We start from the raw sequence: 12,539 nt of genomic DNA, 5'->3' as shown, positions 1-12,539 counted from the left end.
TACGCCTTGCCAACGCATGCCCCCAATATCCTGCAGGGCCTCGGTCGGGTCGAGAGGCGGGGAGCCCGGTAGTCACACTCCCGCGACCTCCGCCAGTACTCGGGCCTCCGTCAGTTCTTCGGTGCCGCCCTCGATGTCGTCGTGTGCGGCGGCGTACAGGGCGCTCTCCACGGAGCGGGCCGCGCCCCAGGCCGCCATCCGCTCGGGCGGCTCGCCCAGGCGGTCGGCGAGTCGGTGCAGGCGGTCGCGGAGCACCGCGCGCGGCGACGGGTGCGCGAAGGGGTCGTCCAGCTGCGTCACCAGCGGCCACAGGTCGTACCCCGGATCGCCGGTCATCGGCTTGGGATCGATGGCGAGCCAGCCACGGGTGCCGCCGGCGGCCAGCACGTTGCCGGGGTTGAGGTCGCCGTGCACGACGACCTCGCGGCGGGCGGTCGTGGGCAGTTCCCGGAGCAGCGACGCGCCGAGCGCCACCAGACCGGGGTCGTACGGCGGCCGGAGCCGGTCCGCGCGTTCGCGCACCAGGTCCGACCACTCGGCACAGACCGCCGCCACGGTCTCCAGCTCGCCGTCCGGGGGCCGGGGCGCGCGCCACAGTGCGTCGAGCACCTCGGCGGCACGGTCGAGCCCGTCTTCGGGGGTGAGCGCGGTGTCCGGGGGAGTGCCGTGCCGGTCGGCTTCCGGTATCGCGTCCCGCAGCGGCGTGCCCGGGATGCAGCGTTCGAGGAGCAGTGCGTGGCGGGTCGGGTCGTGGTCGAGCAGCCGTACCGCGCCGTGGCCGTCCCAGGCGCGCAGCGCGGCGGCCTCGCCCGCGGCTTCACGGTGCGGCCAGGTCACCTTCAGGACCGCCCGGCCGCCGTCCGGCCGCCGCACCGGGGCCACCCAGGAGCAGGTGCCGCCGTCGAACGGTGCCGACAGGCGCAGCCCCCAGTGGTCCGCCGCCTCGCCGACCAGCCGCGGCAGCCGGGCCAGCCAGGCGCGGCCGGACGCGTGCCGCGCCATGGTCTCGGCCACGAGAGAGCCGGGCGGGAAGAGGTCGGGCGGGAAGAGGTCGGGAGGGGAGGGGGCGGGCCGCCGGGCCATGGTGGGCCCGGTGTCGGCGGCGGTGTGCGGGGGCTCGGGCATGGGCGCACGGTAGCGGGTCCCGATGGCGGCGGGTGGCCGCGCGGCGGGTTCCGGCGTGCGGGTGTGAAACTCTTGAGGCCCGCCAGGACGAGGAAGAGGCGCACGGCGATGACGGAGAGCGCGGCCGCACGGCCCAGGAACCCGCGCGGCCAGGGTGACCGGCTGCGTGCGGAACTGCTGACCGCCACGGAGCGGCTGCTGGAGCAGGTCGGCAGCGAGGACGCCCTGTCCCTGCGCGCCGTGGCCCGCGAGGCGGGCGTCGCGGCCCCCAGCATCTATCGGCACTTCGCCGACAAGACCGCGCTGGTCTGGGCGACGATGCAGGTCAGCTACGAGCGGCTGGTCGAGGACATGGCAGCGGCCGGCGCACTGGTCCCGGAGGGCGACCCGGTGGCGCGGCTGCGGGCCCGGCTGCGGGCCTACTGCGGGTACGCCATCGACCACCCGGCGAAGTACCGGCTGCTCTACGAGACCCGGCAGTCCCCGGTCGGCCCCGAGCGGCTGGCCCAGCACCCGGCGGGCCTCCTGGTGCGCGGCCTGCACGACGCGCTGGCGGCCTGCGAGGAAGCCGGCTGGCGGGTGCGCTGCTCGCGGGACGAGGCGCCGTACGTCCTGTGGTCGGCGGTCCACGGCCGGGTCATGCTCTGGCAGGTGCTGCCGGCGGAGAAGAACCCCGAGCGCCTGCACCGCTTCGTGGACGAGATCCTCGGCCTGCTGCTGGAGCGGGTGGAGGCCGGCGACTGAGGGCTCGACGGCCCCCGTATGACCTCGTATGTCCGATAACGGGGTGAAGTGCGGTCGACGAGTTGTAATGGGCAACCATTGCCACCCTATCCGCTGCCCGGAAGGGAGTTGAGGGTGCCCCCGGTTCGTTTGCTCGCCTTTTACGGGTGTAAGTTTACGAGTGTTAGGCGAGCGTCCGAGTGCGGCGCCACCGTCCGCGTGTCCGCAAGGAGCGACATGACCGTCACTTCCCCCCATGCCCCGCTGCCCGTGGAGCCCCCCACCGGCTGCCCCTTCGACCCGCCCGCCGAGTTCGGCCGGATGCGGATCGAGGAGCCGATCAAGAAGATCTCGCTGCCCGACGGCACCTGGGCCTGGCTCGTCACCCGGTACGCGGACATCCGCGCGATCCTCGGCGACACCCGGTTCAGCTCCGACACGACCACCCCGGGCTACCCGCTCAGCGGCATGACCGGCGGCGCCAACCAGCAGAACCGCGGCTTCATCCGCATGGACCCGCCGGAGCACACCCGGCTGCGCCGGATGGTCACCCGCGAGTTCATGGTCAAGAAGGTCGAGGCGCTGCGCCCGGAGATCCAGCGGATCACCGACGAGCTCTGCGACGCGATGCAGTCCGCAAAGCTCAACGGCGCCGAGTCGGTGGACCTCGTCGAGGCCCTCGCGCTCCCCGTCCCCTCCCTCGTCATCAGCCTGCTGCTCGGCGTCCCCTACGAGGATCACGCCCTCTTCCAGGGCCTGACCGGCAAGCTGCTCTCCCGCACCATCGCCAAGGAGGAGGCCGACGCCGCCCGCAGCGAGCTGCGCGACTACCTGGACCGCCTGGTCACCGCCAAGGAGGCGAACCCGGGCGACGACATCCTCAGCCGCCTCATCGTCGAGCAGCAGCACGCCGGGGAGATCACCCACGACGACGTGATCGGCTTCGCCGCGCTGCTGCTGGTCGCCGGGCACGAGACCACCGCCAACATGATCGGCCTCACCGCGCTGAGCATGATGGGCGAGCCGAAGACCGCGCAGCAGCTGCGCGAGGACCCCTCGCTGATCCGCGGCGCCGTCGAGGAGCTGCTGCGCTTCCACAGCATCATCCGCAACGGCCCGCGCCGCGCCGCCACCGCGGACATCGAGATCGGCGGGCAGCTCATCCGCGCCGGTGAGGGCGTCGTGGTCGCGGTGCCGTCCGCCAACCGCGACCCGGAGATCTTCGAGAACCCCGACGCGCTCGACGTCTGCCGCCCCAACGCGCAGCACCACGTCGCGTTCGGCTACGGCATCCACCAGTGCCTCGGCCAGGCCCTGGCCCGCGTCGAGCTCCAGGTCGTCCTCGCGACCCTGCTCCGCCGCTTCCCGACGATGCGGCCCGCCGTACCGATCGAGACCATCCCGTTCCGCACGGACATGGCGATCTACGGCTGTCACGAGCTGCCCGTCACCTGGTAGACCCGACCCGCACCACCCCACCGGAATTCCGGCCGGAACCCCCACAGGAGCAAGAAGCCATGAACATCACCCTCGACGAAGACAAGTGCTGCGCCGCCGGTCAGTGCGTCCTGGTCGCCCCCGAGGTCTTCGACCAGCGTGACGAGGACGGCATCGTCGTCCTGCTGGACGCCCAGCCGCCCGCCGAGCAGCACGCCGCGGTCCACGAGGCCGCCGCCATCTGCCCGGCCGCCGCCATCCAGGTCCACGCATGACCGACGGACGGATAGCCGTCGTCGGTGCCTCGGCGGCCGGCCTCGCCGCCGTCGAGGCCCTGCGCCGGGGCGGCTGGACCGGCGCACTGACCCTGATCGGCGACGAGCCGCACCTCCCCTACGACCGGCCCCCGCTGTCCAAGCAGCTGCTCTCCGGCGACTGGCAGGCCGACCGGCTGGGGCTGCGCACCACGGACCAGCTCGACGCGCTGGACCTGGACCTCCGGCTCGGCACCCGGGCCACGGCCCTGGACGCCGGGACGCGCACCGTCACCCTCGCGGACGGCGAGCGGCTGGCGTGCGACGGCGTGATCGTCGCCACCGGCGTCCGGGCCCGGACGCTGCCGGGCGTGGCCGGCACGGCCGGCATCCACACGCTGCGCACGCTCGACGACGCCCTCGGGCTGCAGACCTGGCTGTCCGGCGCGGAGCGGCGGCTCGTCGTCGCGGGCAACGGCGTACTGGGCTGCGAGGCCGCCGCGGTCGCCCGCGAACTGGGCCACAAGGTCACGCTCGTCGGGCGCGACCCGCTGCCCATGCGCCGACTCGTCGGCGACGGTACGGGCACGCTGCTCGCGACCGAGCACGAGCGGCACGGCGTACGGATGCTGACCGGCGTCCTGGACGGCGTGGAGACCGCCGACGGGCACGTCACCGGGGTCCGGCTCACCGACGGCAGCACGCTGCCGGCCGACACCGTCCTGGTCGCCATCGGCTCCGAGCCGGCGGTCGACTGGCTGCGGGCGGACGCGGCGCTGGACACCACCGACGGGCTGCGCTGCGACGAGTTCTGCGCCGCGGCGCCCGGGATCTACGCGGCCGGCGACGTGGCCCGCTGGTACCACCCGGGGCACGGCCGCCACCTGCGGATCGAGCACCGCATGAACGCCACCGAGCAGGCCATGACGGCCGCCCGCAACCTGCTCGCCGAGCTGGGCGTGACCGAGGACGAGCGCCGCCCGTTCACGCCGGTCCCGTACTTCTGGTCCGACCAGTACGGGATGAAGCTCCAGGCGTACGGGGTGCTCGCGGGCGCGGACCGGGCCGAGACCGTCCTCCTGGACGCCGGCGAGCGCCGGGTGGCCGCGCTCTACGGCCGGGACGGGCTGGCCACCGGCGTGCTCGCCGCCGGGCTGCCGCCCCGGCAGATCCGCGGACTGCGCGCGGTGATCGCCACCCCCGGGCCGTGGGACGAGGCGCACGCACGCCTCCTCGCGGCCGTCGGCGGGGAGTGAACGGGGGACGTCGGCCGGCCACCTCCCCGCCGGCCGGCCGGCGTCCCCGATCGACCGATCCCTGCGGGAAGGCACGGTCCGATCCCTACAGGAAGGGCACACGGCCCGAGCTCTGCGGGACGGCCACGGCCCGAGCCCTGCAGGGTGGCCACGGCCCGGTCAGGGATCATGGAAGGCATGACCGATGCCTACGTACGGGTGCGCGGCGCCCGTGAGCACAACCTCCGCGCCGTCGACGTGGCCATCCCGCGCGACGCCTTCTGCGTCTTCACCGGCGTCTCCGGCAGCGGCAAGTCCTCGCTCGCCTTCGGCACCCTCTACGCCGAGGCCCAGCGCCGGTACTTCGAATCGGTCGCGCCCTACGCCCGGCGGCTGATCCACCAGGTCGGCGCGCCCCGGGTCGAGGAGATCACCGGCCTGCCGCCTGCCGTGGCCCTGGAACAGCGCCGGTCCGCCCCCACCTCCCGCTCCTCCGTCGGCACCGTCACCACGCTCTCCAACTCCCTGCGCATGCTCTTCTCGCGCGCGGGCGACTACCCGGCGGACAGCACCGGACGCCTCGACTCCGACGCCTTCTCGCCCAACACCGCGGCGGGCGCCTGCCCCGAATGCCACGGGCTGGGCCGCGTCCACCGGGTCACCGAGGACTCCCTCGTACCCGACCCGGCGCTCTCCGTCCGCGAGGGCGCCATCGCCGCCTGGCCCGGCGCCTGGCTCGGCAAGAACCTCCGCGACATCGTCGCCACGCTCGGATACGACATCGACCGGCCCTGGCGCGACCTGCCGCAGCAGGACCGGGACTGGATCCTGTTCACCGAGGAGCGGCCGGTCGTCACCGTGCACCCGGAACGCGAGGCCGGGCGCATCCAACGGCCGTACAAGGGCCAGTACCAGAGCGCGCGCCACTACGTACTGCACACCTTCTCCGACTCGCAGAGCGAGACGCAGCGCCGACGCGTCGAGCGCTTCCTGGTCTCCGAGGCCTGCCCGGCGTGCGACGGCCGGCGGCTGCGACCGGAGGCGCTGGCGGTCACCTTCGCCGGGCACGACATCGCCGCGCTGGCCGGGATGCCGCTCGCGGCGCTCGCCGCGCTGCTGCGGCCGACGGCCGAGGGCACCGGCGAGGAGAGCGTGGCGGGCACCCTCGCGCGCGACCTCGTCGCCCGCATCGAGGTCCTCACCGAACTGGGCCTCGGCTACCTCAGCATGGACCGCCCCGCGCCCACCCTCTCCGCCGGCGAACTCCAGCGGCTGCGCTTGGCAACCCAGCTCCGCTCCGGCCTCTTCGGCGTGGTCTACGTCCTGGACGAGCCCTCCGCGGGCCTGCACCCGGCCGACACCGAAAGCCTGCTGACCGTCCTCACCCGCCTGAAGGAGGCGGGCAACTCCCTCTTCGTCGTCGAGCACGACATGGACGTCGTCCGCCGGGCCGACTGGCTCGTGGACGTCGGCCCGCGCGCCGGTGAGCACGGCGGCCGGGTCCTGCACAGCGGCCCCGTCGACGGCCTCGCGGCGGTGGACGAATCCCTCACCCGCCGCTTCCTCTTCGACGGACGGGGCGGTTCCGTGCGGAGTGGTTCCGTGCGGAGTGGTTCCGTGCGGGGTGGTTCCGACGGGCCGAACGGCGCAACCGGTGGGCCGGGTGGCGACGGCGCGCGCGAGCCGCGCAAGCCTTCGGGCACCGTGCGCCTCTCCGGCATCCACCTCCACAATCTCCGGGGGCTGGACGCGGAGTTCCCCCTCGGGGTGTTCACGGCCGTCACCGGCGTCTCCGGCTCCGGCAAGTCCACCCTCGTCACCCGGGTGCTCGCGGACGCGGTACGGGAGCGGCTGGGCGGGGACGCGGCGGGGGACCGGCCGGAAGCGGGCGCCGAGGAGAGCGGCGACGAGGCCCGCCCCACGGCCGAACTGGCCGCCGCCGAGGGGCTGGGCGCGATCGACCGGCTGGTGCGCGTCGACCAGAAGCCCATCGGGCGCACCCCGCGCTCCAACCTCGCCACGTACACGGGCCTGTTCGACGCCGTACGGAAGGTCTTCGCCGCCACCGACGAGGCGCGGGCCCGGGGGTACAAGGCGGGCCGCTTCTCCTTCAACGTGGCCGCCGGGCGGTGCGAGACCTGCCAGGGCGAGGGCTTCGTCGCCGTAGAGCTGCTCTTCCTCCCCGGTACGTACGCGCCGTGCACGGCCTGCCACGGCGCCCGCTACAACCCGGACACCCTGGAAATCACCTACCGGGACCGCAACATCGCCGAGGTCCTGGAGATGACCGTGGACGCCGCGGCGGACTTCCTCGCCGAGGTCCCCGCCGCGGCCCGCAGCCTGCGCACGCTCCAGGAGGTGGGCCTCGGCTACCTCCGCCTCGGCCAGCCCGCGACGGAACTCTCCGGCGGCGAGGCCCAGCGCATCAAGCTCGCCACCGAACTCCAGCGCACCCGTCGCGGCCACACCCTCTACCTCCTCGACGAGCCCACCACCGGGCTGCACCCGGCCGACACCGAGGTACTGCTGCGCCAGTTGCACGGCCTGGTCGACGCGGGCAACACCGTGGTCGTCGTCGAGCACGACATGGGCGTGGTCGCGGGCGCCGACCACGTCATCGACCTGGGGCCGGGCGGCGGCGCCGACGGCGGGCGCGTGGTCGCGGCCGGCCCGCCGGCGGAGGTCGCGGCGGCGGAGGGCAGCCGCACGTCCCCTTACCTCGCCCGGGCGCTCGGCCTCGCATGACGGTCGGTTAATGTACCCGGGTCGGCCGGGGCGGCCCCGGACGGCACGACGACAGCACCGCACGAAGGGGGCACACCCGTGGCAGACATCGAGCAGGCCAAGGCGACGTTCGCACGATTCGACCAGAACGGCGACGGAATGGTCACGGCCGAGGAGTTCAAGCACGCGATGGCCGAGATGGGTGACCCCTACGTCACCGGCCCGGTCGCCGAGGCCGTCATCAAGGCCCGCGACACCAACAACGACGGCCTGATGTCCTTCGAAGAATTCTGGACCGCCCTCCAGAAGGCCTGAACCGTTCGGCGTGCCGAAGGGCCGCCGCCCCCGCACGCGTACGCCCGCCGGATCCGTGTCCGGCGGGCGTACGCGTTTCTTGTCCCGCTCTCGCTTCCGGCTGCGGTTTTCGGGACCTTACCTGTGCACCGTGATGCACGACTTGTAGTGCGAATTGACGCTCCACACATTGCACAACCGCGTGCCGTTCCGGAATTTCCGCGGGAGCTTGCCCGGGAAATTCGCCGCCAGCCGCTTGGGCGCCCCGGTGTACTTCTTCACGGTGTGCACCCGCTTCCCGTTGACATAGAAGCGGGCGTACACGTGCTGTCCGCCGAGCGACGAGTACGCCGAGGTCTGCCACAGCTTGACCCGCAACCCCGTTCCCTCGACCGTCGTGCACGTCTGGTACGAGTCCCCCGACCCGTTCCCGCCCACGCAGTCCACCGCGCTGGCGTACGACGGAGTGGAGAGCGTGGCGACAAAACCCACGGCGAGAGTTGCCGCCAGGGTCGAACGCATTGCCTTGCGCATAAGTGTTTCGTCTTTCGTCCGCTGTTCCGTGCAGCGGCACGTCCACAACAGCACCGGACGGCTCTGCTCGATTGCTGCGGACATTAGTGGTAGCGGCGCCGGGCAGTCCAATTACCACATCAACCAGCTCACCGTACCGTTATTTCGGACGGGCGAATTTCGAACTCACAGGCGCCCTTCGCGGTCCTCCAGGTCGCTGATTTCCCGGTTCGCCTTCGCCAATTCCGAGCGCCGGTAGGAGTAGGCGAAGTAGATGACCAGACCGATCGCGAACCACACGACGAACCGGACCCAGGTCTGCCACTCCAGGAACGTGATCAGCCAGATGGAGAAGACGACTCCTATGGCCGGCACGAGCGGGACGGCCGGGCACCTGAAGGCGCGGGGCAGTTCGGGTCGTTTGTAGCGGAGCACGATGACCGCGATGCACACCACGACGAAGGCCAGCAGAATCCCGATATTGGTGAGTTCCGCCGCTTCGCGAATCGGCAGGAACCCCGCGATCAACGCAGACGCGCCGCCCACGATCCAGGTGACGCGGGTCGGGACGTGACGGGTGGGGTGGGTTTTGGCGAACCACTTGGGGAGGAGGCCGTCGCGGCTCATGGAGAACCAGACGCGGGTCACGCCGAGCATGAACGTGAACATCACGGTGAGGATGCCGATGATCGCGCCGACGGCGATCACGTCGGCCAGGCTGCTCAGGCCCACCGACTTGAACGCCGTGGAGAAGCCGCTCTCCGGGTCGATGTCCTTGTAGTTCTGCATGCCGGTCAGCACCAGGCAGGCGAGCACGTACAGCACCATCGAGATCAGCAGCGAGTACAGGATCGCCTTGGGCATGTGGCGCTGGGCGTCCTTCGATTCCTCGGCCGCGGTCGACATCGCGTCGTACCCGAAGACGGCGAAGAAGACCGTGGCCGCGCCCGCGAACGCGCCGCTGATCCCGTGCGGGAAGAACGGCGAGTAGTTGCCGGTCTTGATGTGGAAGAAGCCGACGAGGATGACGACCAGGACGACCAGGACCTTCAGCCCGACGACGATCGTCTCGAACCGCGCGGCGTTCTTGATGCCGAGGGTGAGGAGGTAGGCGATGAGCAGGCAGAGGATCGCAGCGAAGAGGTCGACCCGGTGCCCCTCACCCGTACCCGGCGCGCCCAGCATCCAGGCGGGCAGGTGTACGCCCATCTCGCCCAGCAGGAAGCTGAAGTAGCCGGAGATGCCGATGGCCACCACGGCGACGATCGCGGTGTACTCCAGCAGCAGGTCCCAGCCGATGAACCAGCCCGCCAGCTCGCCGAGGACCGCGTATCCGTAGGTGTACGCGGAGCCCGCCTTCGGGATCATCCCGGCGAACTCCGCGTAGGAGAAGGCGGCCGCCGCGCTCGCGATGCCCGCGATGAGGAACGACAGCAGGACGGCGGGGCCGGCCTTCTCGTTCGCGACGGTGCCGGCCAGTGTGAAGATGCCGGCGCCGATGATGCCGCCGACGCCGATGGCCGTCAGCTGCCAGAGGCCGAGTGAGCGGGTGAGTTGCTCGCCCTTGCCGCCCTCGGTCTCCTGGATCATTTCGATCGGTTTGCGGCGTAGTACGCCCTGTCCCGCACGCAGGCCCATGCGATGTCCTCTCGTCGGTCCGACGGCGGATCATCATGGCCCTTGTCGGACGCTTACGGAAGGCGACTCGGTAGGCGACTCCCCATACGGGGGGCGGTGACCCGAAACCGGTCCCCGGGGCCGGGGACTCGAAATCGGTCCCTGGGACCGCTCACGGAAACCCGGCCCGCTGTCGACCCGGCGCCGGCCGCCCGGATCAGTCGGCGTCCTCCAGGCGGAAGCCGACTTTCAGGCCGACCTGGTAGTGCTCGATCTCGCCGTCGACGATGTGACCGCGCACTTGAGTCACCTCGAACCAGTCCATATTGCGCAGCGTTCGGGACGCGCGCCGTACGCCGTTGCGAATGGCGGCGTCCACGGTTTCGTGGGACGTTCCCACGATCTCGGTCACACGGTAGGTCCGGTCGGTCACGGCAGACTCCCTCGTCGGCGTGTCGGTTCCCGGCGGCAGCTGGGTGGCAGCGCAGTGGCTCTTCGAGTGGGCGTGTCGGGGATCATTCCTCTTACAGTGCACCCGCCCGTCGCGGTCCGCCTCCCGAGCGGCCGGTGCTACGGGACGACCGTGACCGGCCAGCGGCCCGCCTTGACCAGGCGTACCGCGACCGAGCCCATGAACCGGTGTCCGGTGGACTCCGACGCGCCGACCACCACCGCGTCGGCCTTCAGATCGTCAGCCATCCGGAGCATCCCGCCGTACGGATCGCCGCGCACGATGTGGAACTCCCAGCGCAGGTCGTAGATGCCCTGGAGACGCTCGGTGGAGGCGCGGATCTCGGCCATCAGCTCTTCGGCTATCTCGTCGGTCGTGGGCGCCACCGGGGCGCCGAGCGCGGCGCCGGCCGCCAGCACCGGCTGGACGTAGACCAGTACCAGCTTCGAGCCCTGCCGGCGGGCCAGTCCGGCCGCGTACGAGGCGGCCCGCCACGACGACTGCGTGCCGTCGATGCCGACGACGATGACCTTGGGGCCGTCCGTACCGCGCTCGAAGGGCGCGGGCGTGTTCTCCTCCACAGGGAGGAGGTTAACCGCCCGTGTGCGCCGGCGAGCCGGTGGGCCACGCGTCGCGGCGGCCCACCGGGCCCGGCCGGCACGGAGCCGGGTGGCGCTGTCACTGCCTTGCCAGGAAGCCGGCCGCGGCCCGCTCGCCCCTCTCCAGCAGCTCGGCCCGGCCCGCCCGGTCCAGGGTGAACTCGGTGATGCCCACGTTCGAGCAGTCGGCGGTGATGCAGCGGTCGCGCACCCCGGGACGCTCCAGGTGGGTCTGGTCGTTGCCCACCAACGCCGTGGCCACCACCTGCTGGAGCAGCAGCAGCGGCGGCGCCATCACGACCGCCAGCGCGGGGAACAGCTGAGTGATGCCCGCGGGCAGGTCGGGCAGGATGCGCACGCCGATGGTCGGCCAGCGGGCCGGCACCCCGTCGGTACGGTCGAAGATCTCGATGGGGAAGTTGGACAGCACACCCCCGTCGACGAGCACCGACGTGGCGCCCCGTGTCGGGTCGGTGAGCGCGCACGGGCGGAAGTAGAAGGGGATGGAGAGGGAGGCCCGTACCGCGTCGGCCACCAGCTGTTCGTCCGGGTCGAGGTGGAACCGGTGGTAGTCCCACGGCAGCCGCAGCAGCCGGCCGTACGTGACGTCCGACGTCATCACCACGAGCTTGTAGCAGTGTTCCGGTGGGGTGTTGGGGTCGGCGCCGCTGTCCTCGCGCCGGAGGTCCCGGAACGTCTCGACCCCGACGTTCGCCAGCTCCCGGTGGATCCAGTCGCGGATCCAGTCGCCCCGGTAGGCACCGCGCATCCTCGACAGGGCCAGGGCCTCGCTCACGTACGGGATGCCGGGCGGGAACCGGTCCGGCACGCGGTGCAGCTCCATGCGCTCGATGACGTCCCGGAGGCCGGGGGCGCCCATCCCGGCGGCGGCGAACGCCGCCACCACGGCGCCCACGGAGGTGCCGGCGATCCGCTCGAAGGCGTAGCCCTCCTCCAGGAGCCGGATCACCGCGCCGGCAGCGCCGAAGCCGCGTACGCCGCCGCCCTCCAACACCAGGTCTGCGTTCGGCATGACCCCTCGCCCTCCGTGCGCCCTGCCCGGCGAGGTCGGCCGCCGGGCGGCGCACCATGTCAGTGGCTTCAGTGGCTTCAGTGGCTTCAGTGGCGTGCGCTCGCGTCGGCCAGGAGCACGTCGCTCGCCTTTTCGCTGATCATGTAGATCGGCGTCGCGATGAAGAATCCGGGAATCCGCGGGAAGACCGAGGCGTCCACGATGACACCAGCTTGCTGTCACGCCGCTGACGCTCCTCGTCGGCGTAGTGCCGCACGAAGTAGTCCCAGCGCACGGCCGGGTCCTCGGAGGCGTCACCGTGGAAGGCGGGCACGCGGTAGGCGTCGCCGACCTGCGCGATGCCCGCCTCCAGGAGCAGTACCCGCATCCCGGCGAGGGCGAGGTTGGCGGCCAGCGGTGCGCCGCCGGCTCCCGCGCCCACGATGACGTAGTCGAAGCCCCTTTCGCGGGCAGGCGGTGCGGCCGGTTCGCTCATGTCCCCTCTTCCCAGTCTTCCCAGACTTGCCGGTCTTCCCAGCTCGGACGGGCGGTGGC

The 12,539-nt window shown here is 72.0% G+C and carries 13 protein-coding genes; 6 read left to right on the top strand and 7 right to left on the bottom strand.

The window, feature by feature from the left end; genetic code table 11:
* Positions 1-72: 72 nt before the first annotated feature.
* Entirely contained in the window at positions 73-1,125 is a 1,053-nt protein-coding gene (locus IF20_RS20630; protein WP_234426751.1) for an aminoglycoside phosphotransferase family protein, read from the bottom strand.
* Between the two features lie 108 nt (positions 1,126-1,233).
* Here IF20_RS20630 and IF20_RS20625 point away from each other — a divergent pair, with 108 nt between their 5' ends.
* The 6 genes from IF20_RS20625 (at position 1,234) to IF20_RS20600 (ending at position 7,813) form a co-directional block, all read left to right on the top strand.
* Positions 1,234-1,869: a TetR/AcrR family transcriptional regulator gene (locus tag IF20_RS20625; protein WP_052866736.1), complete on the top strand. Its 636-nt coding sequence runs from the start codon at positions 1,234-1,236 to the stop codon at positions 1,867-1,869.
* A 216-nt stretch (positions 1,870-2,085) separates the two neighbouring features.
* Complete coding sequence (locus tag IF20_RS20620) at positions 2,086-3,306, top strand: cytochrome P450 (RefSeq protein ID WP_052866735.1); 1,221 nt, start codon at positions 2,086-2,088, stop codon at positions 3,304-3,306.
* 59 nt (positions 3,307-3,365) lie between these two features.
* Positions 3,366-3,560, top strand: coding sequence for a ferredoxin (locus tag IF20_RS20615; protein ID WP_052866734.1), 195 nt, complete (start codon positions 3,366-3,368; stop codon positions 3,558-3,560).
* A complete protein-coding gene (locus IF20_RS20610) occupies positions 3,557-4,795 on the top strand; it encodes an NAD(P)/FAD-dependent oxidoreductase (protein ID WP_052866733.1) in 1,239 nt (412 codons plus the stop codon). Before IF20_RS20615 ends, IF20_RS20610 begins: the two co-directional genes overlap by 4 nt.
* A gap of 177 nt (positions 4,796-4,972) precedes the next feature.
* The gene (locus IF20_RS20605) at positions 4,973-7,519 is read left to right on the top strand and encodes an excinuclease ABC subunit UvrA (protein ID WP_110944374.1); all 2,547 of its coding nucleotides are present in this window, start codon (positions 4,973-4,975) and stop codon (positions 7,517-7,519) included.
* Between the two features lie 78 nt (positions 7,520-7,597).
* On the top strand, positions 7,598-7,813 hold the full coding sequence (locus tag IF20_RS20600; protein ID WP_052866731.1) for an EF-hand domain-containing protein: 216 nt from the start codon (positions 7,598-7,600) through the stop codon (positions 7,811-7,813).
* A 117-nt stretch (positions 7,814-7,930) separates the two neighbouring features.
* Here IF20_RS20600 and IF20_RS20595 read toward each other — a convergent pair whose 3' ends face one another.
* The 6 genes from IF20_RS20595 to IF20_RS20570 form a co-directional block, all read right to left on the bottom strand.
* The gene (locus tag IF20_RS20595) at positions 7,931-8,314 is read right to left on the bottom strand and encodes a hypothetical protein (protein ID WP_234426750.1); all 384 of its coding nucleotides are present in this window, start codon (positions 8,312-8,314) and stop codon (positions 7,931-7,933) included.
* A gap of 177 nt (positions 8,315-8,491) precedes the next feature.
* Positions 8,492-9,943 carry an amino acid permease gene (locus IF20_RS20590; RefSeq protein ID WP_052866729.1) on the bottom strand — a complete coding sequence of 484 codons (1,452 nt, stop codon included), beginning with the start codon at positions 9,941-9,943 and terminating at the stop codon, positions 8,492-8,494.
* A 196-nt stretch (positions 9,944-10,139) separates the two neighbouring features.
* On the bottom strand, positions 10,140-10,355 hold the full coding sequence (locus tag IF20_RS20585) for a dodecin (protein ID WP_052866728.1): 216 nt from the start codon (positions 10,353-10,355) through the stop codon (positions 10,140-10,142).
* A gap of 137 nt (positions 10,356-10,492) precedes the next feature.
* Complete coding sequence (locus IF20_RS20580) at positions 10,493-10,954, bottom strand: universal stress protein (RefSeq protein WP_052866727.1); 462 nt, start codon at positions 10,952-10,954, stop codon at positions 10,493-10,495.
* A 97-nt stretch (positions 10,955-11,051) separates the two neighbouring features.
* Complete coding sequence (locus IF20_RS20575; RefSeq protein WP_052866726.1) at positions 11,052-12,005, bottom strand: patatin-like phospholipase family protein; 954 nt, start codon at positions 12,003-12,005, stop codon at positions 11,052-11,054.
* Between the two features lie 139 nt (positions 12,006-12,144).
* Entirely contained in the window at positions 12,145-12,480 is a 336-nt protein-coding gene (locus IF20_RS20570) for an NAD(P)-binding protein (protein ID WP_052866725.1), read from the bottom strand.
* Between the last annotated feature and the right edge of the window lie 59 nt (positions 12,481-12,539).

It is taken from the genome of Streptomyces niger (assembly GCF_000718305.1).
Taxonomy (GTDB): domain Bacteria; phylum Actinomycetota; class Actinomycetes; order Streptomycetales; family Streptomycetaceae; genus Streptomyces; species Streptomyces niger.
The sequence above is the reverse complement of the archived record's forward strand: the minus strand, read 5'-3'. Positions and strand labels throughout refer to the sequence as shown.

Excerpts from the sequence above, each read along its gene's own strand:
- IF20_RS20610 (WP_052866733.1), top strand. The coding sequence starts at position 3,557 with ATGACCGACGGACGGATAGCCGTCGTCGGTGCCTCGGCGGCCGGCCTC.
- IF20_RS20615 (WP_052866734.1), top strand. The coding sequence starts at position 3,366 with ATGAACATCACCCTCGACGAAGACAAGTGCTGCGCCGCCGGTCAGTGC.
- IF20_RS20605 (WP_110944374.1), top strand. The coding sequence starts at position 4,973 with ATGACCGATGCCTACGTACGGGTGCGCGGCGCCCGTGAGCACAACCTC.
- IF20_RS20620 (WP_052866735.1), top strand. The coding sequence starts at position 2,086 with ATGACCGTCACTTCCCCCCATGCCCCGCTGCCCGTGGAGCCCCCCACC.
- IF20_RS20590 (WP_052866729.1), bottom strand. The coding sequence starts at position 9,943 with ATGGGCCTGCGTGCGGGACAGGGCGTACTACGCCGCAAACCGATCGAA.
- IF20_RS20595 (WP_234426750.1), bottom strand. The coding sequence starts at position 8,314 with ATGCGTTCGACCCTGGCGGCAACTCTCGCCGTGGGTTTTGTCGCCACG.
- IF20_RS20625 (WP_052866736.1), top strand. The coding sequence starts at position 1,234 with ATGACGGAGAGCGCGGCCGCACGGCCCAGGAACCCGCGCGGCCAGGGT.
- IF20_RS20630 (WP_234426751.1), bottom strand. The coding sequence starts at position 1,125 with ATGCCCGAGCCCCCGCACACCGCCGCCGACACCGGGCCCACCATGGCC.
- IF20_RS20570 (WP_052866725.1), bottom strand. The coding sequence starts at position 12,480 with ATGAGCGAACCGGCCGCACCGCCTGCCCGCGAAAGGGGCTTCGACTAC.
- IF20_RS20575 (WP_052866726.1), bottom strand. The coding sequence starts at position 12,005 with ATGCCGAACGCAGACCTGGTGTTGGAGGGCGGCGGCGTACGCGGCTTC.